The sequence below is a fragment of the Enterobacter sp. JMULE2 genome (genome assembly GCF_013337145.1).
GTDB lineage: Bacteria > Pseudomonadota > Gammaproteobacteria > Enterobacterales > Enterobacteriaceae > Enterobacter > Enterobacter mori.
Genome location: NZ_SGWD01000016.1, coordinates 53,151 through 72,719 on the forward strand (window position 1 = coordinate 53,151; position 19,569 = coordinate 72,719).

Below are 19,569 nucleotides of genomic sequence, written 5' to 3' on the forward strand. Positions count from 1 at the left end.
AGTTCCGAAATGGGCGATTAGCTCAGTTGGTAGAGCATCTCCTTTACACGGAGGGGGTCGGCGGTTCGAGCCCGTCATCGCCCACCATTTCGGGTCGTTAGCTCAGTTGGTAGAGCAGTTGACTTTTAATCAATTGGTCGCAGGTTCGAATCCTGCACGACCCACCAATGTAAAAAAGCGCCCTAAAGGCGCTTTTTTGCTATCTGCAATATGGATGATTCGAACCTGCTGCAGGTTCGAGCCGAACGCAGAGAGGCAACAGAGCCGTTTACGGCGACGGCCCAAAGGGCGAGCGAAGCGAGTCATCCTGCACGACCCACCAATGTAAAAAAGCGCCCTAAAGGCGCTTTTTTGCTATCTGCGATTTAATCAATTCGAACCTGCCAGATATGGCAGTTTTGCTCAAGCTAATCCTTTCCTTGCCGATACCTCTGTTTTATGGCGAAAAGGATCTCATGATGACAACCCTCAATGCAGTTTCTCTGTCGGCGATGGAAATCGGCAGTGCTGATAACAGTTCTGGTAGCAATGACATTGCCTCCCAGATCAATCGGCTGATGAAACAGATAACAAAAGCCACTCAGCAACTCAAAGAAGTGGCACTGAGTGATGCAACAACAGAAGAAAAACAAAAGCAGCAGGAGTTACTCGAATCTCAGTTGACTATGCTGCAGGCACAGCTGGCGCAATTGCAGCGTCAGCAGGCAGAAGAAGAGATGCCAAAACAGGAAAGCAGTCAGTCAGTGGCGGAAGGCGTCAACAACCCTTCCGCTGAGCACAAGATTGATATCTATATCTGATCGTTAAACAGGGGATCGCGCGTGCGGGCTTCCATTAAGCGCTGAGCCTGCATGCGCACCACGTCCCAGCAGGCGTGAGCCGCCCCTGAGAGAGAACGGTTTTTACGTCGAACCAGCATCAGCTGGCGTTGAACGCTGGGCGTAAAACGCCTCACCGTTAAGCGACTCCCCTGCGGCAACGGCAGCGCAAGCGCCGGTAGTACGCTTATCCCAATCCCGGCTTCGACCATGGGGAACAGCGTGGCCGGGTGCCCTATCTCCTGCACAATGGTTGCCTTCACACCTTGTGCGACAAGTGCGGCATCAATCAACGGGCGGCTTCCTGAAGCATAATCCTGTAGCACTAAATTTGCCCCTTGCAACGCCTGCCATGTCACGTGCGGCAGCGATGCCAGCGCGTCGTCATCGCGACAAAGCAACAAAAAAGGTTCTGAGAGCACCGCTTCACATTCCAGGTCGCTTACCGCACCAGGGTCAATAACAATGCCGAAATCCACATCCCCCTGACGGATACTCTCCAGCACCCACTGCTGCGGCCTGTCATGCAAAACAAAATCAATATCCGGATAGCGATGATTACTTTCGGCAATACACTGAGGAATAAGATGTGCAGAGATGGTCTGGCTCGCCGCCACCCTCACCGTGCCGGAAAGCTGTTGTCCGAGTCGCCCCACATCCCTGAGCGTGCTGTTCAGTTCGTCCAGCAACCTCTCCAGACGCGTCGCCAGCTGCTGCCCCGCTTCGGTAAGCACCACCTCACGCGTCGTTCGGTCAAGCAGTTTCACTCCCGTCTGCGTTTCCAGCTCCTTAACGCTATGGCTGACGGCCGACTGGCTTAGGCCGATCATCTCCCCCGCCCGGCTAAAACTGCGAGCCTGCGCCACGGTGACAAAAACACGAAGCTGACGTAATGAATAATTCATCTGTTTAATTCATGAATGGATGCAATAAATCAATTTTATTTCTCAAACGGAAGAAAGCACAATAGCGACATCTGCTTTCAGGAGTGATTATGAAACTTTTTCGTATCCTTGATCCGTTCACGCTTACCCTGGTGGTGACCGTTTTACTGGCCTCGTTTTTCCCGGCTCGCGGCGGTTTCGTCCCCTTCTTTGAAGGGCTGACCACGGCGGCCATCGCCCTGCTGTTCTTTATGCATGGCGCCAAACTCTCCCGCGAGGCCATCATTGCAGGCGGCGGACACTGGCGACTGCATCTGTGGGTGATGTGTAGCACCTTTATCCTCTTCCCTGTATTGGGCGTACTGTTTGCCTGGTGGGCTCCGGTGAATGTCGATCCAGCCCTGTATACCGGTTTCCTGTATCTGTGCATTCTTCCCGCTACCGTGCAGTCTGCTATCGCCTTTACCTCGCTGGCAGGCGGCAACGTGGCGGCGGCAGTTTGTTCAGCATCCGCCTCCAGCCTGTTAGGGATTTTCGTCTCGCCGCTGCTGGTGGGCCTGCTGATGAACATGCACGGTGCAGAGGGCAACCTGGAGCAGGTCGGAAGAATTTGTCTGCAGTTGCTGCTGCCGTTTGTGCTTGGGCATCTTTCCCGACCGTGGACCGGCGCGTTTGTGGCAAAGCATAAAAAATGGATTTCAAAAACCGACCAGACGTCGATTCTGCTGGTGGTTTACTCCGCCTTCAGTGAAGCTGTGGTCAACGGCATCTGGCATAAGGTTGGCGCAGGTTCACTGCTGTTTATCGTGGTCGTCAGCATTATCCTGCTGGCGATAGTGATTGCGGTGAATGTGTTTGTGGCGCGCAAATGCGGCTTTAATAAAGCGGATGAAATCACGATTGTCTTCTGCGGCTCGAAAAAGAGCCTGGCGAACGGCATCCCGATGGCGAACATTCTGTTCCCGACCTCGGTGATTGGGATGATGGTGCTGCCGCTGATGATTTTCCACCAAATCCAGCTGATGGTCTGTGCGGTGCTGGCGCGTCGTTACAAACGCCAGACCGAAAAGCTGGCGCAGGAAGAGACCCGCGCCGCGAAGGCTTAAGGACGTTTGAGGGGCTGAACCAGCTGGGTCAGCCCCTCGGTTTTAATCAGTAACGTGATAGCCATCAGCTCACCCAGTCGCCCGGCCGGGAATTCATCCTTACGGGCAAACCACAGCAGATACTCTTCCGGCAAATCGATCAGCCTGCGGCCCTTGTATTTACCGAACGGCATCTCCGTATTGGCGATCTCAACGAGCTGCTCTTTCTCCACGTTACTCTCCTAACAGGCGCATCATTTCGGCTTCGTCGATAACGTCAATGCCAAGCTCCTGGGCTTTTGCCAGCTTCGAACCGGCCGCTTCCCCGGCGATCACCAGGTCGGTTTTCTTCGATACGCTGCCTGCCACTTTGGCCCCCAGCGCCACCAGACGCGCTTTAGCATCGTCGCGGGATAGCTGGCTCAGGCTACCGGTCAGCACCACGGTTTTACCGGCAAACGGACTGTCGATCTCTTCTGCATTGACCACTACCGGCGCGGGCCATTTGATGCCCTCTTCCAGCAGTTTGCCGATGACCTCGCGGTTGCTCTCTTCAGTAAAGAAGTTAAAGACGTGCGTGGCGACCACAATACCGACATCCGGTACTCTTTGCAGCTCGTCGATGCTTGCCTTTTCCAGCGCCTCCAGCGTACCAAAGTATGCCGCCAGCCCTGCCGCTGTCGCTTCGCCGACTTCACGAATGCCCAGCGCGTACAGGAAGCGGGCGAAGGTGGTCTCTTTCGCCGCTTCCAGCGCGTTAACGACATTCTGCGCTGACTTCGGCCCCATGCGATCCAGGCCGGTCAGTTTACCCGCGGTCAGTTTGAACAGATCCGCTGGCGTGTGAACGTACTCTTTCTCAACCAGCTGATCGATAATTTTATCGCCCATGCCGTCGACGTCCATCGCCCGCCGGGAGACGAAGTGCTTCAGTGACTCTTTACGCTGCGCGCCACAAATTAAGCCGCCCGTACAGCGCGCCACCGCTTCGCCTTCCACACGCTCAACGTCCGAGCCGCACACCGGGCAGTGGGTCGGGAAGACGATCTCGCGCGTTTCGGCAGGGCGTTCTGACTCCACAACGTTAACCACCTGCGGGATCACATCGCCCGCGCGGCGGATCACCACTTTGTCCCCAATGCGAAGGCCCAGGCGTTCGATTTCATCAGCGTTATGCAGCGTGGCGTTACTCACCAACACCCCAGCAACCTGCACGGGCTCCAGACGGGCGACCGGGGTAATGGCACCCGTACGGCCAACCTGGAACTCTACGTCACGAACGAAGGTCATCTGCTCCTGAGCAGGGAACTTAAACGCCACTGCCCAGCGCGGCGCGCGTGCCACAAAGCCCAGCTGTTCCTGCAGCGCCAGTGAATTGACCTTGATGACAACGCCATCAATATCAAAGCCGAGCGTTGGGCGATCCTCTTCCACTTTGTGGTAGAACGCCAGGACCTCCTCCGGAGAGTCGCAGAGCTGAACGCGGTTACTGACCGGCAGACCCCACGCCTTAAACTGCAGCAGGCGTCCGAGGTGCGTATCCGGAAGCTCGCCGCCCTCCAGAATACCGACACCGTAGCAGAAGAAAGTAAGCGGTCGCTTCGCGGTGATACGCGGGTCAAGCTGGCGCAGAGAGCCTGCCGCCGCATTACGTGGGTTCGCAAACACCTTCCCGCCGGTGCGGCGTGCCTCTTCATTTATTTTCTCGAAGCCCGCCTGAGGCAGGAACACTTCACCGCGCACTTCCAGACGCGAAGGAATATTCTCGCCGTGCAGCTTGAGCGGGATCGCGCGGATGGTACGCACATTGGTGGTGATGTCTTCACCCGTTGTACCGTCACCACGCGTCGCGGCACGCACCAGCACGCCGTTTTCATAAAGAATGCTGACCGCCAGACCGTCCAGCTTCAGCTCGCAGCACCAGCTCAGCGAATCACTGCTTTTCAGGCGATCCTGGACGCGCTTGTTAAACGCCAGGAAACTCTCTTCATCAAAGACGTTATCCAGGGACAGCATCGGGACTTCATGGCGTACCTGACTGAAAGCACCCAGCGGTTCCGCACCGACGCGCTGCGTCGGGGAGTCCGGCGTGACGAGCTCCGGATACTGAGTTTCCAGCTCGCGCAGCTCGCGCATCAGGCGGTCATACTCCGCATCCGGTACTTCCGGCGCGTCCATAACATGATAGAGGTATTCATGATGGCGAAGCGTGGTTCGCAGTTCAGTGAGTTGTTGTTCGATTGAGTCCATATCGCACCATCAATGAGAAAAAACCCCCGACAGGCGGGGGTTGAGGAGGAGTCGAAGTAAACGCGACGATTACGCGTTGGCTTCCTTAACTTCGCGGATGCGGTCCTGATACTCGCGCAATTTCTGCGGGGTCATCATTCGACGCTGATCGTCGAGCACCACACCACCCACTTCGTCGGCAATGTGCTGAGCGGACTGCAGCATCAGCTTGAAGTTTTGCAGCTCATCACCGTAGGACGGAACCTGCATAAAGATCGTCACACCCGGCGTCACGAAATCACCGGTCATTTCCGGGTCAAAGGTGCCTGGGTTGACCATATTTGCCAGACTGAACAGCGCCGGGCCGCTCCCGTCAGGGCTCAGGTGACGATGGAAAATATTCATGTCGCCAAATTTGAAACCTGCCTGCTCAATGCTGTTGAGCAGCACGTCACCATTAAGGTGGCTACCATGATGGGCGCCAACGTTCATGATGATCACCGCTTCTTTACGCTGCGGTTTTTCGACAACCGGTTCCGGCTCTACAACGGGCTCTGGCTCAACGTGTGGCGCGGGAGCTGGCTGAGGCGCAGGCTGCACGTGGACAGGCTGCTGTTGCGGTTGCTGAATCGGCTGCACTGGCTGCTGTACAGGTTGTTGAGGCACAGGTTGCGGCGCAGCGGGCTGCTGATGAACCGGCTGTTGCGGCGGCTGACGCACCGGTTCTTCCACAGGCTGTGGCGCTGACTGGCGCGGCTGTGCGGAAGCATACGGCGGTTGATACTGGTGCTGCGAAGGACGAGGCGCTTCTTGCTCCCCATGTCCTGCGCCGGGCGCAGTATTGACCCGATGAACACGAACTTCACCCACGCCGTCGTCGTCGCTACCGTCGATGTCGTCTTCAACGTCATCGTCATCACGACTGGACTTCATGCGCTTCAGTGGGCGATCGCGAAACATAGAAGAACGCTCTTTACGGCTGGTCCAGAAACCATGTACCAGTAAAGCGATTATGGCGATCGCGCCAACAATGATTAATATCAGACGCAAATCCTGCATCATTATATTCTCTGTTGTTCTAACACCTTGCCACCACGGCAAACATTTACTCACTAAGAGTATTTGCCGTTTAACTCAAGTGCAAGTGTATGCAGAGCATTCACAGCATAAAGATGCGCTAAAACGTGCTTTTTGCTGTTTTTTCGAACATTTCCGAACTGGTCATTGGTCCGTAACTGGATAATATAGGCGGGCAATTCCACTGGTTGTGTAAAAAGGAGTACAGCCTGGTTATGGTTTCAACATCTTCTTCATCCCCGCGCAGCGGTGTCTGGTATTTTTCTCAGGGCTGGAAACTGGTCTCTATACCGGGTATTCGCCGCTTCGTCATACTGCCCCTGCTCATCAACATTGTGCTGATGGGCGGCGCGTTCTGGTGGCTGTTCACAAAGCTCGAGAGCTGGATCCCGTCGCTGATGAGCTACGTGCCGGACTGGCTGCAGTGGCTTAACTACCTTCTCTGGCCAGTGGCGGTGATCTCCGTGCTGCTGGTGTTTGGCTATTTCTTCTCGACGATTGCGAACTGGATAGCCGCACCGTTTAACGGCCTGCTGGCAGAACAACTCGAAGCACGCCTTACCGGCGCGACGCCGCCGGACACGGGCATATGGGGGATCATGAAAGACCTCCCGCGCATCATGAAACGCGAATGGCAGAAATTTGCCTGGTACCTGCCCCGCGCGATTGTGTTGCTTATTCTGTATTTCGTGCCCGGTATCGGCCAGACGGTAGTGCCCGTGCTGTGGTTCCTGTTCAGCGCCTGGATGCTGGCTATTCAGTACTGCGACTACCCGTTCGATAACCATAAGGTGCCGTTTAAAGAGATGCGCACCGCCCTGCGCTCGCGGAAAGTGACCAATATGCAGTTTGGCGCGCTGACCAGTCTTTTCACCATGATCCCGTTCCTGAATCTGTTCATCATGCCCGTCGCCGTTTGCGGCGCGACGGCAATGTGGGTGGACTGCTACCGTGCTAAGCACGCGTTATGGAAATAATGCAAAAATGTGTAAAGCAGGGGTGGCTTATGCCGCCCCTTATTCCATACTGATCCCCATTATTTCCTTGCAGTATATAGATATGCGAATTCCTTACTTCCCCCTACCTGTTCAACAGGTATGCTGGGTCGGTATCCCAATTTCATACAGTTAAGGACAGGCCATGAGTAAGATTTATGAAGACAACTCGCTGACTATCGGTCACACGCCCCTGGTTCGACTGAACCGTATCGGTAATGGACGCATTCTGGCGAAGGTCGAATCACGTAACCCAAGCTTCAGCGTAAAATGCCGCATTGGTGCAAACATGATTTGGGATGCGGAAAAACGTGGTGTGCTGAAACCCGGCGTAGAGTTGGTTGAGCCGACCAGCGGCAACACCGGTATCGCTCTGGCCTATGTGGCTGCGGCGCGTGGCTACAAGCTGACGCTCACCATGCCTGAAACCATGAGTATTGAACGTCGCAAGCTGCTGAAAGCGCTGGGTGCAAACCTGGTTCTGACCGAAGGCGCGAAAGGCATGAAAGGTGCCATTCAGAAGGCCGAAGAGATTGTGGCCAGCGATCCGGCAAAATATCTGCTGCTGCAGCAGTTCAGCAACCCGGCTAACCCGGAAATCCACGAGAAAACGACCGGTCCGGAAATCTGGGAAGATACGGACGGTCAGGTTGACGTGTTTATCTCCGGCGTAGGTACCGGCGGTACGCTAACCGGCGTGTCCCGCTATATTAAAGGCACGAAAGGTAAAAAAGACCTGATTACCGTTGCCGTTGAACCGACTGACTCACCGGTTATCACTCAGGCTCTGGCAGGCGAGGAGCTGAAACCAGGCCCGCATAAAATTCAGGGTATCGGCGCAGGCTTCATTCCAGGCAACCTGGATCTGAAGTTGATTGATAAAGTCGTGACCATTACCAACGAAGAAGCGATCTCAACCGCACGTCGTTTGATGGATGAAGAAGGCATTCTGGCGGGGATCTCTTCCGGTGCTGCCGTTGCGGCCGCGCTCAAACTTCAGGAAGATGAGACCTTTACCAATAAGAATATTGTGGTTATCCTTCCTTCTTCGGGTGAGCGTTACTTGAGCACTGCACTGTTTGCCGATCTCTTCACTGAGAAAGAACTGCAACAGTGATGCCAGCATGTTAAAAACGCGTAAAAAAGCACCTTTTTAGGTGCTTTTTTGTGGCCTGCTTCAAAGTTTTACCCCTCCTGGCATTGCTTCACCCCGTTGTGTCTGGTATTTAAACCAGCAATTATTTTGATGCGTGAAATTAATCAGTGAACGAAATAGCCTTGCTGAATCGATTTTATGATTTGGTTCAAGTCTTGCTTTCGCTGCATAATGTTTAATGACGATTGAAACGTCAGCGCTAACAATACAGGCTAAAGTTAAGCCGCCAGGCTAGACTTTAGTTCCACAACACTAAACCTATAAGTTGGGGAAATACAATGTTCCAGCAAGAAGTTACCATTACCGCTCCGAACGGTCTGCACACCCGCCCTGCTGCTCAGTTTGTTAAAGAAGCGAAAGGCTTCACTTCTGAAATCACTGTAACTTCCAACGGCAAAAGCGCTAGCGCAAAAAGCCTGTTCAAACTGCAGACTCTGGGCCTGACTCAGGGCACCGTGGTCACCATCTCTGCGGAAGGTGAAGACGAGCAGAAAGCAGTTGAGCATCTGGTTAAACTGATGGCTGAGCTCGAGTAAGTTTACGGGTTCTTTTCAATATCAGTCACAAGTAAGGTAGGGTTATGATTTCAGGCATTTTAGCATCCCCGGGTATCGCTTTCGGCAAAGCACTGCTGCTGAAAGAAGACGAAATCGTCATTGACCGGAAAAAAATTTCTGCCGACAAGGTTGATCAGGAAGTTGAACGTTTTCTGAGCGGTCGTGCCAAGGCATCTGCGCAACTGGAAGCGATCAAAACTAAAGCTGGCGAAACTTTCGGTGAAGAAAAAGAAGCCATCTTCGAAGGGCACATCATGCTGCTCGAAGATGAGGAGCTGGAGCAGGAAATCATAGCCCTGATTAAAGATAAAGGCATGACGGCCGACGCGGCTGCGCATGAAGTTATCGAAGGTCAGGCAACTGCCCTGGAAGAACTGGATGATGAATACCTGAAAGAGCGTGCGGCTGACGTACGTGACATCGGTAAGCGCCTGCTGCGCAACATCCTGGGTCTGGCCATTATCGATCTGAGCGCGATTCAGGACGAAGTTATCCTGGTTGCCGCCGACCTGACCCCGTCCGAAACCGCACAGCTGAACCTGAACAAAGTGCTGGGTTTCATCACTGATGCAGGTGGCCGTACCTCCCACACCTCTATCATGGCGCGTTCTCTGGAACTGCCTGCCATCGTGGGTACCGGTAGCGTCACTGCTCAGGTGAAAAACGACGACTATCTGATTCTGGATGCCGTAAACAACCAGGTTTACGTCAACCCAACTAACGAAGAGATCGAGCAGCTGCGCGCCGTTCAGGAGCAGGTTGCAACCGAGAAAGCGGAACTCGCTAAACTGAAAGATCTGCCAGCCATTACGCTGGACGGCCATCAGGTAGAAGTGTGCGCGAACATCGGTACCGTACGCGACGTTGAAGGCGCTGAGCGCAACGGTGCGGAAGGTGTAGGTCTGTATCGTACTGAATTCCTGTTCATGGACCGTGACGCGCTGCCAACTGAAGAAGAACAGTTCGCTGCGTACAAAGCCGTGGCTGAAGCCTGTGGCTCTCAGGCGGTTATCGTCCGTACCATGGACATCGGTGGCGACAAAGAGCTGCCGTACATGAACTTCCCGAAAGAAGAGAACCCGTTCCTGGGCTGGCGCGCAGTGCGTATCGCCATGGATCGCAAAGAGATCCTGCGTGACCAGGTTCGCGCGATTCTGCGTGCATCCGCTTTCGGTAAACTGCGTATCATGTTCCCGATGATCATCTCTGTTGAAGAAGTGCGTGCACTGAAGAAAGAGATCGAAATCTACAAACAGGAACTGCGCGACGAAGGTAAAGCGTTTGACGAGTCAATCGAAGTGGGTGTGATGGTGGAAACACCAGCAGCCGCAACAATTGCGCGTCATTTAGCCAAAGAAGTTGATTTCTTTAGTATCGGCACCAATGATTTAACGCAGTACACCCTGGCAGTTGACCGTGGTAATGATATGATTTCACATCTCTACCAGCCAATGTCACCGTCCGTACTGACGCTTATTAAGCAAGTAATTGATGCTTCTCATGCAGAAGGTAAATGGACTGGCATGTGTGGTGAGCTTGCAGGCGACGAACGTGCTACACTTCTGTTGCTGGGTATGGGTCTGGACGAATTCTCTATGAGCGCCATTTCCATCCCGCGCATTAAGAAGATTATCCGTAACACGAACTTCGAAGATGCGAAGGTGTTAGCAGAGCAGGCTCTTGCTCAACCGACAACGGACGAGTTAATGACGCTGGTTAACAAGTTCATTGAAGAAAAAACAATCTGCTAATCCACGAGATGCGGCCCAATTTACTGCTTAGGAGAAGATCATGGGTTTGTTCGATAAACTGAAATCTCTGGTTTCTGATGATAAGAAAGACTCCGGAACTATTGAGATTGTTGCTCCGCTCTCCGGCGAGATCGTCAACATCGAAGACGTGCCGGATGTAGTGTTTGCTGAGAAAATCGTTGGTGATGGCATTGCTATCAAACCAACTGGCAACAAAATGGTTGCTCCAGTTGACGGCACCATCGGTAAAATTTTTGAAACCAACCATGCGTTCTCTATCGAATCTGATAGCGGTATCGAACTGTTCGTTCACTTCGGTATCGACACCGTTGAACTGAAAGGCGAAGGCTTCAAGCGTATCGCAGAAGAAGGCCAGCGCGTTAAAGTTGGCGACCCGGTGATTGAATTCGATCTGCCACTGCTGGAAGAAAAAGCGAAGTCTACCCTGACTCCGGTTGTTATCTCCAACATGGACGAAATCAAAGAACTGATCAAACTGTCCGGCAGCGTGACCGTGGGCGAAACCCCGGTTATCCGCATCAAGAAGTAATTCTTGCCGCACAAAGAAATGGCGCCTTCGGGCGCCATTTTTGTTTATGCGGGGAGAATAAGCTCGTCGTAACCTTTCGACTGGGTATAAACCATCACGTCCGTCACCCGATCCCCTGCTTTGCGAATCGCCTCAGCAATGGTTTTGCCTTCGACAATTCCGCTGACCAGCTCCGAACAGAACAGATCGCCCGTCCCTTTCAGATCGGTTTCGACACGAGGGTGCGCGCTCACGGTCACGCTTTCTTTACTCACCAGCACCACGTGGATATTTTCCGGGTCATCGGCCACCGGCGCACTGGTGATCGCAACCCATTTCAGCGTATCTGAGAGCAACCCCTGCGCGGCGACAATCGCGCTTTCAGGAGTACGGCACGGTTTGCCGCTTAACACTTCCAGCTCAAAGACGTTCGGCGTAATCCCCTGCGCCAGCGGCAGCAGATGCTCGCGATACGCTTCAGGGATATCCGGTTTCACGTACATCCCGCTGTCGATATCGCCGATAACCGGGTCGACCAGCACCAGCAGATCGGGATGCTGCACTTTGATGGTCTTGAGCCACTGGGCCAACAGTTTTATCTGGCTGGCACTGCCCATATAGCCAGTGGTGACCGCCTTAAGCTCGCGCAGGATCTCGCGCTCGTTCAGGGCCTTAAGATAGCCGCTAAACCACTCGTCGGGGATCACCCCACCGTAGAAGGTGTCATAGTGCGGCGTGTTGCTGAACAGCACCGTCGGCACAGCAGTCACGTTCAGCCGATGGGTTCGAATATTTGGCACAGCGATACTGTTGCCCACGCTGCCGTAAACCACCTGCGACTGCACCGCAACAATATCGGTTTGCTGCGCCCGGGTTTTATCCCGGAATAGAATCATCTCCATGACGCTTAAATCCCCGCCCCCTGCGAATAACTCTCTTCACCAAAGACGCCGGTAGAGAGATAACGATCGCCGCGATCGCAAATAATTGCCACCACTACGGCACCCGGGTTTGCCTTTGCCACCCGAATCGCCCCCGCTACCGCGCCGCCCGAACTGACGCCGCAGAAGATGCCTTCGCGCACGGCCAGCTCACGCATGGTATTTTCCGCCTCGCGCTGGTGAAGATCCAGCACCTGGTCCACAAGCTGCGCATTAAAGATGCCCGGCATGTATTCCGCCGGCCAGCGGCGAATGCCCGGAATACTGCTCCCCTCTTCCGGCTGCAGGCCAACAATGGTGACGGCTTTCTCCTGCTCGCGCAGGAAACGCGACACTCCGGTAATAGTGCCGGTGGTCCCCATGCTGGAGACAAAGTGGGTGATGCGCCCGTCCGTTTGTTGCCAGATTTCCGGGCCGGTAGTGGTGTAGTGCGCGTACGGGTTGTCCGGATTGTTGAACTGATCGAGCAGTTTACCTTCGCCGCGCTCGGCCATTTCTAACGCTAAGTCGCGTGCGCCTTCCATACCCTGCTCTTTGGTCACCAGAATCAGCTCGGCCCCGTAGGCACGCATCGCGGCGCGGCGCTCCTGGCTCATGTTGTCCGGCATCAGCAGCTTCATGCGGTAGTCTTTCAGCGCGGCGATCATCGCCAGCGCGATACCGGTGTTGCCGCTGGTGGCCTCGATCAGCACGTCGCCCGGCTTGATTTCACCGCGTTTTTCGGCCTGAACAATCATCGACAGTGCGGCACGGTCTTTCACCGACCCCGCCGGGTTATTGCCTTCGAGTTTGACCCAGATTTCGCTGCCGTTGTCAGGCCCCATGCGCTGAAGTTTGACCAAAGGGGTGTTGCCGATGGTGTTTTCGAGTGTATTCACGTTTTTTACTCAATAAAAAAGCCGGGTGGCGCTTCGCTTACCCGGCCTACAAGACGCAGTGATAACTGTAGGCCCGGTAAGCGCAGCGCCACCGGGCGATAAACATCCTAATAACCTATCAGGCTGTCTCTGCCAGAGCAATATCCTCGCGCGTCTCGATGCGCTCCTTCCCGTGATAAATACGCGCATGCTGCAGCCCAACAAACAGGCGCTCCCCCCGGTGCGGCGGCTCTTCGTCGCGCATCACCACGGTCAGCGGCTCGGTATACCAGCCCAGCGGCTGTACCACCAATTGGGTGTAGTGACCTTTAGGGCTAGCTTCCAGCACCTGTACCGGCAGCGGTGAATCCAGGCTGGTGCGACGGCTGACGTCCACTTCCCACGGACGCAGGAACAGATCGACCGGCCCCTGATGCGCGGAGGTATAGCCCAGCGGCCAGCGGTGCGCGCCGACGTGGAACTGACCGCCGCGAATGGTCCCCTGCAGACGGTTCACTTCGCCCATAAACTCCAGGACAAAACGGGTTGCCGGTTCGCGCCAGAGCTGCTCCGGCTCGTCAACCTGCTCGATGTTCCCCTGGCTCATGACCACCACGCGGTCCGCAACTTCCATCGCCTCTTCCTGATCGTGGGTGACGAAGACGCTGGTGAACTTCAGCTCTTCATGAAGCTGACGCAGCCAGCGACGCAGTTCTTTACGCACCTGGGCATCCAGCGCGCCGAAGGGTTCATCCAGCAGCAGAATTTGCGGCTCAACGGCCAGGGCGCGGGCAAGCGCTACGCGCTGTTTCTGCCCGCCGGACAGCTGGGCAGGGAAACGGTCTGCCAGATGCGCAAGCTGCACCATCTCCAGCAGTTTGGTCACTTTCGCTTTGATAGTTGCCGCATTTGGACGCTCGCGACGCGGCAGCACCGTCAGACCAAACGCGATGTTGTCGAACACGGTCATATGGCGGAACAGCGCGTAATGCTGGAACACAAAGCCTACTTTACGATCGCGGGCATGCAGGCGGCTCACGTCGGTGCCGTGAAAGCGGATATGTCCGCTGGTCTGATGCTCAAGCCCGGCGATAATACGCAGCAGCGTGGTTTTACCGGAACCTGACGGCCCCAGCAGCGCGACCATTTGTCCGGAAGGGATATCCAGCGAGATATCATTCAGCACCTGGGTGCGACCAAAAGACTTCTTAATATTGGCAATCTCAATGCTCATGATTTCCCTCCTGATGCAGACGTTTTTCCTGATTCTCTAAACGCCACTGCACCACACTCTTCAAAAACAGGGTCAAAATCGCCATCAGCGTTAGCAACGCTGCGGCAGTAAAGGAGCCGATGGTGTTATAGTCCTGCTGCAGCAGTTCAATCTGTAACGGCAACGACAGCGTTTCACCGCGGATAGAACCGGATACAACAGAAACAGCCCCGAACTCCCCAATCGCGCGTGCGTTGGTCAGCACCACGCCGTAAAGCAGCGCCCAGCGGATGTTCGGCAGCGTCACGCGGCGGAACATCTGCCAGCCGGAAGCGCCCAGCAGCACCGCGGCTTCGTCTTCATTGCTTCCCTGGCTTAGCATCACCGGCACCAGTTCACGCACCACAAACGGACAAGTCACAAAGATAGTCACCAGCACCATGCCCGGCCAGGCGAACATAATCTGCAGGTTATGCTCATCCAGCCAGCCGCCCAGCGGGCCGTTTGAGCCGTAAAAGAGCAGGTAAACCAGACCGGCAACAACTGGCGACACGGCAAACGGAATATCCAACAGGGTCAACAGCATCTGACGACCCGGGAAGTTGAAGCGCGTCACCAGCCAGGCCAGCAGCGTACCGAACACCAGGTTGACCGGTACCGTGATCAGCGCAATCAACACGGTCAGCCAGATGGCGTGCAGCATATCCGGGTCCGCCAGATTTTCCAGCGCGGGCATAATCCCTTTACTGAATGCCTGGACAAAGATATAGACCGTTGGCACAACGAGAATAAGTGCGGATACCAGCACGCCCGTCCCAATCAGAAACCATTTTGCCCAGTTGATGCGGGGCGCATCGTAACGCTTCAATTGAGTAACTTCCGCCATCAGTGACCTACCACACGTCGACCAAAGCGACTTTGCAGAGTGTTAATCGAGTACAGCAGCAGCAGCGACGCGGCGAGGATCACCGAAGCAATCGCGCTCGCAGCCGGATAATCAAACTCCTGCAAACGCACAAAAATCATCAGTGAGGTCACTTCCGTTTTCCACGCGATGTTCCCGGCGATGAAGATCACCGCACCAAACTCGCCGAGGCTACGGGTGAAGGAGAGCGCCACACCCGCCAGCAGCGCCGGAGAAAGCTCTGGCAGCACAACCTTGCGGAAACTCTGCCAGCGTGTCGCCCCCAGCGTTTCCGCCGCTTCTTCATATTCCGGGCCTAAATCTTCCAGTACCGGCTGTACGGTTCGCACCACAAACGGAATGCTGGTGAAGGCCATCGCTACCGCGATACCGAGCCAGGTATAGGTCACTTTGATATCAAACTTCGCCAGCCACTCGCCGTAAAAACCGTTCACCGAGAACAGCGACGCCAGCGTTAAGCCCGCCACCGCCGTCGGCAGTGCAAACGGCAGATCCATCAACGCATCAAGCAACGTGCGGCCCGGGAAACGGTAGCGGGTTAAGATCCACGCCATCAGCAGGCCGAACAGGCCGTTGAAAATCGACGCCACAAACGCCGACAGTAGCGTCACCTTATAGGCTGCCACCACCTGCGGGTTGGTTATGACGTCCCAGTACTGGGCCCAGCTCATATCAGAGAGCTGCACCACCAGCGCGCTGAGCGGTAACAACAAAATCAGGCAGACGTACAGCAGGCTGGTTCCGAGGCTTAAGGTAAAGCCCGGCAGCACGCGTTTTGTCGATACTGCAAACATTACTTACGCCCCGCCGCCAGCAATTTATCTAACTCACCGCCGCTGACAAAATGCGTTTTCATCACTTCAGGCCATGAGCCGAAATGGTCTTCCACGCGGAACAAATCGGTCTGCGGGAATTTATCTTTCAGCTTGTTCATCACGTCCGGGTTATTCACGCGGTAGTAGTAATCGGTAATGATGGTCTGCGCCTGCGGGCTGTACAGGTAGTTGAGATAGGCTTTTGCCGCTTTCTCGGTACCATTTGCCTGCACGTTTTTATCCACCCAGGCCACCGGGAACTCGGCCAGAATGTTAGTTTTCGGGATAACCACTTCGAAGCCCTGCGCTTCGTACTGTTTACGGATATTGTTTACTTCGGACTCGAAGCTGATCAGGACATCGCCAAGACCACGCTCCGCGAAGGTTGTGGTCGCGCCGCGGCCGCCGGTATCAAACACTTCGACGTTTTTCAGGAACTGGGTCATGAACTGCTCGGTCTTCGCTTTATCGTTACCGTCAGCTTTATCCGCCGCGCCCCATGCCGCCAGATAGGTATAACGCGCGTTGCCGGAGGTTTTTGGGTTCGGGAAAATCAGTTTTACGTCGGAACGCACCAGGTCGTTCCAGTCGTGGATGTTCTTCGGGTTGCCCTTGCGCACCAGGAAGCCCATGGTGGAATAGAACGGCGAGCTGTTGTTTGGCAGACGGCTCTGCCAGTCCGCCGGGAGCAGCTTGCCTTTGTCGTGCAGGATCTGCACGTCAGTCACCTGGTTATAGGTCACCACATCGGCCTTCAGTCCCTGCAGGATGGCCAGCGCCTGTTTGGATGAACCGGCATGGGACTGCTTGATGGTCAGCTTATCGCCGTTATTGTCTTTTGCCCACTGCTGTTCAAACGGTGGGTTAAGGGCGGCAAACAGCTCGCGGGAGACATCATACGAACTGTTAAGCAGCTCGGTTGCCTGCGCCTGCGCCACCAGCAGTAAACCTGCCAGTGCCAGCGATCCTTTTTTTAGTACAGTAACGGCCATTGCGCACCCTTATAAATGTGATGACTATCTTATAGTCATAATATTTATAACGAGGTCGAAAGGAGTAACGGTTTTATATACCGTTTGGTGATTTAGAAGCAGAAAAGGGAATAAGGGTGCGGCCTGATGCCCTCACCCCAGCCCTCTCCCACAGGGAGAGGGAGGAAGGTCATTACAGCGCCAGCAGGCGCTCAACGGACGGGGCGAAGTAGTAGCCTCCGGTCACCGGTTTCGTGAAGCGCAGCATGGCATCGCGCTTGCCGTCGGTATCACCAAACATGCTCAGCAGCTGCTGTTCAATGTTATACAGGCGCGCGCAGTAGGCGCAGAAGTAAAGGCCGTGCGTGCCGCTGGCCGTACCGTAGGGCAGGCTCTGGCGGACAATCTTCAGCCCTTTTCCGTCTTCTTTGAGGTCAACGCGGGTCAGGTGAGAGGTAACGGGACGGTCATCGCCGTCGATCTCTTCGTTGGCTTCTTTGGTTCGGCCAATCATCATCTCCTGGTCGTGCACGCTCATGCGGTTAAGCTGCTTGAGGTTGTGCTCCCAGCGCTGCACGAACACGTAGCTGCCGCCCGCGTCCACACCGTCTTTGATCACCGCCACGTCGCGACGCGTCTCTTCGCCTGCCGGGTTTTCGGTGCCGTCAACGAAGCCGCTCAGATCGCGCTCCTCCACCCAGCGGAAGCCGTGAACCTCTTCCTGCACCTCGATGCTGTCGCCAAAGGCCTCAACAGCAGACTGGGCTACGGAGAAGTTCACGTCGTGACGCAGGGAAAGAATGTGGATCAGCACGTCGTACTGCGTGGCGGGTGCAAGGCCTTTGCCGTAAGGGATAAAGTCTTTTAACTCTTCCGCCCCTTCGCCACCGCTCAGCTGACGCCAGACGTTATTGCCAAAGGCGACAACGGCACCGAGGTGGGCTTCCGGGAATTTAGCCTGGAAGGTCGCCAGTTTATCAACGAACACTTTACTGGCCGCACGCAGGGCATCCACGTCCCCTTTAACATTGGCTTCAATCCAAATCGCCGCGCGGCAATGTTCTGGCAAAATGCCACTCTGAACCTGAGACATCGCTCCTCCTGAAATAAAGATGCCACGTCAGCGTGGCATTGATGGCGGCTATTATACCCGGATTTCAGCAAGACGGTTTGTTCAGGCGCAAATTACTGCTTCCAGAGTATTTTGCTCACTTTCCAGTTTTTCAGCGTGTCGTCAGATGGCATTAACCCCTCCGGGGCCGCTCCACTCTCCGGTGAACAGGTAGCTGATGTGCTGGCTGCCTTCAGCCTTACATTCCACCGCGACCTTGTCCTCAGACGGCACGCTGGTGCAGTTGCCGAACGCCTGTTTATAGAGATCGCTAAACGGGGTCCCCACTTTCACACCGGTTGCGGTTGGAATGTCTTCATCCATCACCGCGATACGGTTTACCGTGCCTTTATCACCATTAATCACCAGCGCCAGCGTGTCCCCCTTCAGCGCTTCGAAGTAACGCACGATATTGCCATTTTCGGTTTTCATGCCGCTGCGCAGGCGATAATCACTGCTCAGGGCATCCTGAATGACATCCTGATCCAGCGCCGTTGACGCGGTAATTTTTCCTACGCCCTGCTCGGTCACTTCGGTGGAAGAACCAAACCAGTTCCACGGATACGCAGAAGACCAGTTAATAGAGGAGAGCGTCGAACAGCCGGTCAACGCCAGCGGAAGAGCGCATAAAAGTAAACGCAGCGATTTCATTGAAACGTCCTTTCTAATTAAATCAACGCTTGTTGGAGTGCGACTTCGGCAAAAAGTGCCGAATTAATCATCCTGATGCCTAAAACAGGCGTGAAGGCGTGGATTGGTCAGCAGCCACAGCAGCGCCACGATATCGGCAACGACCAGCGCAATACCGATGCCCGTGAGCGGCTCACCGTACCACCAGAGTACCGGCTGCCAGAAGAGCAGCGCAACTTGGGCAAGGATCAGCAGCCAGCGAAGCGCCCCCCAAAAGCGAGGGATCAGATGCCGCCGTCCGCTGACCAAAAACGCCAGTACGGCCGGAATGCCCGGCAGCAATCCGATCCAGAATGCATCGTGATCGGGATAGAAGAGATTCAGCAGCGTGTCGCCCTGCCCGCGCGACGCTCCGGCCATTACAAACAGCACCCAGGTGCGGGCCTGTAACAACAGAACGCACCAGAACAGAAAAGGCAGCCTGACACGGCCCTGCGCGTCATAGTCAGCCGGATGGATCTCAGTACTCTTCATCTTCGATCAAACGCTTGCCCAGAGTCAGCACTTCAGCGTGCTCGTAGCCCAGACGCTCATACATGCCCAGCACCACGTCGTTATCTTCTCGTACCATAATCTGAATTTTCGGACAGCCGCGGGCGATGAGTTTCTTTTCCAGGCGATTGAGCAGCGCATTGGCAATGCCGCGCGCCCGGTATTCCGGATGCACGCCCAGATAATAGGCCGAACCGCGGTGGCCGTCGTAACCGCCCATCACCGTACCGACAACCTCACCGTTCACTTCCGCGACCAGAAACAAACTGACGTCGTGATTCACCTTACGTTCGATGTCCATTTCCGGGTCGTTCCACGGACGCAGCAGATCGCAGCGCTCCCAAAGGGTAATCACCTCTTCGAAATCTTCCTGGCGAAAAACGCGTATCTCCATGGTATTAACCGCCTTTTTGGGTTTAAAAACAGTGATTATGGCGTGAACCCTGCGTTTAGCCAATAACCGGGGAAAATCT

At 55.1% G+C, this 19,569-nt stretch carries 20 protein-coding genes, 2 tRNA genes and 1 pseudogene; 9 read left to right on the top strand and 14 right to left on the bottom strand.

From position 1 onward, the window contains the following. Positions 1-11 precede the first annotated feature (11 nt). The 3 genes from EXW94_RS20310 to EXW94_RS20320 all read left to right on the top strand — a co-directional run bounded on the left by EXW94_RS20310 (position 12) and on the right by EXW94_RS20320 (position 800). Positions 12-87: transfer RNA gene (locus EXW94_RS20310), tRNA-Val, on the top strand. Between the two features lie 4 nt (positions 88-91). Continuing rightward, positions 92-167: transfer RNA gene (locus EXW94_RS20315), tRNA-Lys, on the top strand. Between the two features lie 291 nt (positions 168-458). Beyond that, complete coding sequence (locus EXW94_RS20320; RefSeq protein WP_108416674.1) at positions 459-800, top strand: FlxA-like family protein; 342 nt, start codon at positions 459-461, stop codon at positions 798-800. Here EXW94_RS20320 and EXW94_RS20325 read toward each other — a convergent pair. Continuing rightward, positions 791-1,723 (bottom strand): LysR family transcriptional regulator, encoded by a 933-nt coding sequence (locus tag EXW94_RS20325; RefSeq protein ID WP_120157758.1) that lies wholly within the window; start codon positions 1,721-1,723, stop codon positions 791-793. The genes EXW94_RS20320 and EXW94_RS20325 overlap by 10 nt on opposite strands. A gap of 89 nt (positions 1,724-1,812) precedes the next feature. Here EXW94_RS20325 and EXW94_RS20330 point away from each other — a divergent pair, with 89 nt between their 5' ends. Beyond that, a complete protein-coding gene (locus tag EXW94_RS20330) occupies positions 1,813-2,808 on the top strand; it encodes a bile acid:sodium symporter family protein (protein WP_010433751.1) in 996 nt (331 codons plus the stop codon). Here the strand turns inward: EXW94_RS20330 and EXW94_RS20335 are convergent. The 3 genes from EXW94_RS20335 to zipA all read right to left on the bottom strand — a co-directional run bounded on the left by EXW94_RS20335 (position 2,805) and on the right by zipA (position 6,078). Next, positions 2,805-3,020, bottom strand: coding sequence for a DUF3820 family protein (locus tag EXW94_RS20335; RefSeq protein ID WP_003861328.1), 216 nt, complete (start codon positions 3,018-3,020; stop codon positions 2,805-2,807). The genes EXW94_RS20330 and EXW94_RS20335 overlap by 4 nt on opposite strands. Position 3,021: 1 nt before the next feature. Next, the gene (gene ligA / locus EXW94_RS20340; protein WP_174340871.1) at positions 3,022-5,037 is read right to left on the bottom strand and encodes an NAD-dependent DNA ligase LigA; all 2,016 of its coding nucleotides are present in this window, start codon (positions 5,035-5,037) and stop codon (positions 3,022-3,024) included. 69 nt (positions 5,038-5,106) lie between these two features. Continuing rightward, a complete protein-coding gene (gene zipA / locus EXW94_RS20345; protein WP_174340872.1) occupies positions 5,107-6,078 on the bottom strand; it encodes a cell division protein ZipA in 972 nt (323 codons plus the stop codon). Positions 6,079-6,308: 230 nt separating this feature from the next. On the opposite strand from zipA, the gene cysZ reads away from it, so the two are divergent. From cysZ to crr, 5 genes are all read left to right on the top strand, one after another. Beyond that, complete coding sequence (gene cysZ / locus EXW94_RS20350) at positions 6,309-7,070, top strand: sulfate transporter CysZ (protein ID WP_174340873.1); 762 nt, start codon at positions 6,309-6,311, stop codon at positions 7,068-7,070. Positions 7,071-7,233: 163 nt separating this feature from the next. Further along, the gene (cysK, locus tag EXW94_RS20355) at positions 7,234-8,205 is read left to right on the top strand and encodes a cysteine synthase A (protein ID WP_010433759.1); all 972 of its coding nucleotides are present in this window, start codon (positions 7,234-7,236) and stop codon (positions 8,203-8,205) included. A gap of 317 nt (positions 8,206-8,522) precedes the next feature. Next, entirely contained in the window at positions 8,523-8,780 is a 258-nt protein-coding gene (gene ptsH, locus EXW94_RS20360; RefSeq protein WP_000487600.1) for a phosphocarrier protein Hpr, read from the top strand. Between the two features lie 44 nt (positions 8,781-8,824). Beyond that, positions 8,825-10,552, top strand: coding sequence for a phosphoenolpyruvate-protein phosphotransferase PtsI (gene ptsI / locus EXW94_RS20365; RefSeq protein ID WP_010433760.1), 1,728 nt, complete (start codon positions 8,825-8,827; stop codon positions 10,550-10,552). 40 nt (positions 10,553-10,592) lie between these two features. Then, the gene (crr, locus tag EXW94_RS20370; RefSeq protein WP_003861316.1) at positions 10,593-11,102 is read left to right on the top strand and encodes a PTS glucose transporter subunit IIA; all 510 of its coding nucleotides are present in this window, start codon (positions 10,593-10,595) and stop codon (positions 11,100-11,102) included. Positions 11,103-11,146: 44 nt separating this feature from the next. Here crr and pdxK read toward each other — a convergent pair whose 3' ends face one another. The 10 genes and pseudogenes from pdxK to EXW94_RS20420 form a co-directional block, all read right to left on the bottom strand. Beyond that, positions 11,147-11,983 carry a pyridoxine/pyridoxal/pyridoxamine kinase gene (gene pdxK / locus EXW94_RS20375; protein ID WP_042716109.1) on the bottom strand — a complete coding sequence of 279 codons (837 nt, stop codon included), beginning with the start codon at positions 11,981-11,983 and terminating at the stop codon, positions 11,147-11,149. Positions 11,984-11,988: 5 nt separating this feature from the next. After that, positions 11,989-12,900: a cysteine synthase CysM gene (gene cysM / locus EXW94_RS20380; protein WP_174340874.1), complete on the bottom strand. Its 912-nt coding sequence runs from the start codon at positions 12,898-12,900 to the stop codon at positions 11,989-11,991. A 118-nt stretch (positions 12,901-13,018) separates the two neighbouring features. Continuing rightward, complete coding sequence (gene cysA, locus EXW94_RS20385) at positions 13,019-14,113, bottom strand: sulfate/thiosulfate ABC transporter ATP-binding protein CysA (protein ID WP_042716105.1); 1,095 nt, start codon at positions 14,111-14,113, stop codon at positions 13,019-13,021. Next, on the bottom strand, positions 14,103-14,978 hold the full coding sequence (cysW, locus tag EXW94_RS20390) for a sulfate/thiosulfate ABC transporter permease CysW (RefSeq protein WP_010433766.1): 876 nt from the start codon (positions 14,976-14,978) through the stop codon (positions 14,103-14,105). The genes cysA and cysW overlap by 11 nt, the downstream gene beginning before the upstream one ends. Continuing rightward, positions 14,978-15,811: a sulfate/thiosulfate ABC transporter permease CysT gene (cysT, locus tag EXW94_RS20395; protein WP_010433768.1), complete on the bottom strand. Its 834-nt coding sequence runs from the start codon at positions 15,809-15,811 to the stop codon at positions 14,978-14,980. Before cysT ends, cysW begins: the two co-directional genes overlap by 1 nt. Beyond that, entirely contained in the window at positions 15,811-16,824 is a 1,014-nt protein-coding gene (gene cysP / locus EXW94_RS20400; protein WP_010433770.1) for a thiosulfate/sulfate ABC transporter substrate-binding protein CysP, read from the bottom strand. The genes cysT and cysP overlap by 1 nt, the downstream gene beginning before the upstream one ends. Positions 16,825-16,996: 172 nt before the next feature. After that, positions 16,997-17,896 (bottom strand): Dyp-type peroxidase, encoded by a 900-nt coding sequence (locus tag EXW94_RS20405; protein WP_120157752.1) that lies wholly within the window; start codon positions 17,894-17,896, stop codon positions 16,997-16,999. 92 nt (positions 17,897-17,988) lie between these two features. Beyond that, positions 17,989-18,565: pseudogene (locus EXW94_RS20410) on the bottom strand (RpoE-regulated lipoprotein). A gap of 63 nt (positions 18,566-18,628) precedes the next feature. Then, entirely contained in the window at positions 18,629-19,078 is a 450-nt protein-coding gene (locus EXW94_RS20415; RefSeq protein ID WP_174340875.1) for a DUF2919 domain-containing protein, read from the bottom strand. Then, complete coding sequence (locus EXW94_RS20420; RefSeq protein WP_174340876.1) at positions 19,065-19,490, bottom strand: GNAT family acetyltransferase; 426 nt, start codon at positions 19,488-19,490, stop codon at positions 19,065-19,067. The genes EXW94_RS20415 and EXW94_RS20420 overlap by 14 nt, the downstream gene beginning before the upstream one ends. Positions 19,491-19,569 lie beyond the last annotated feature (79 nt).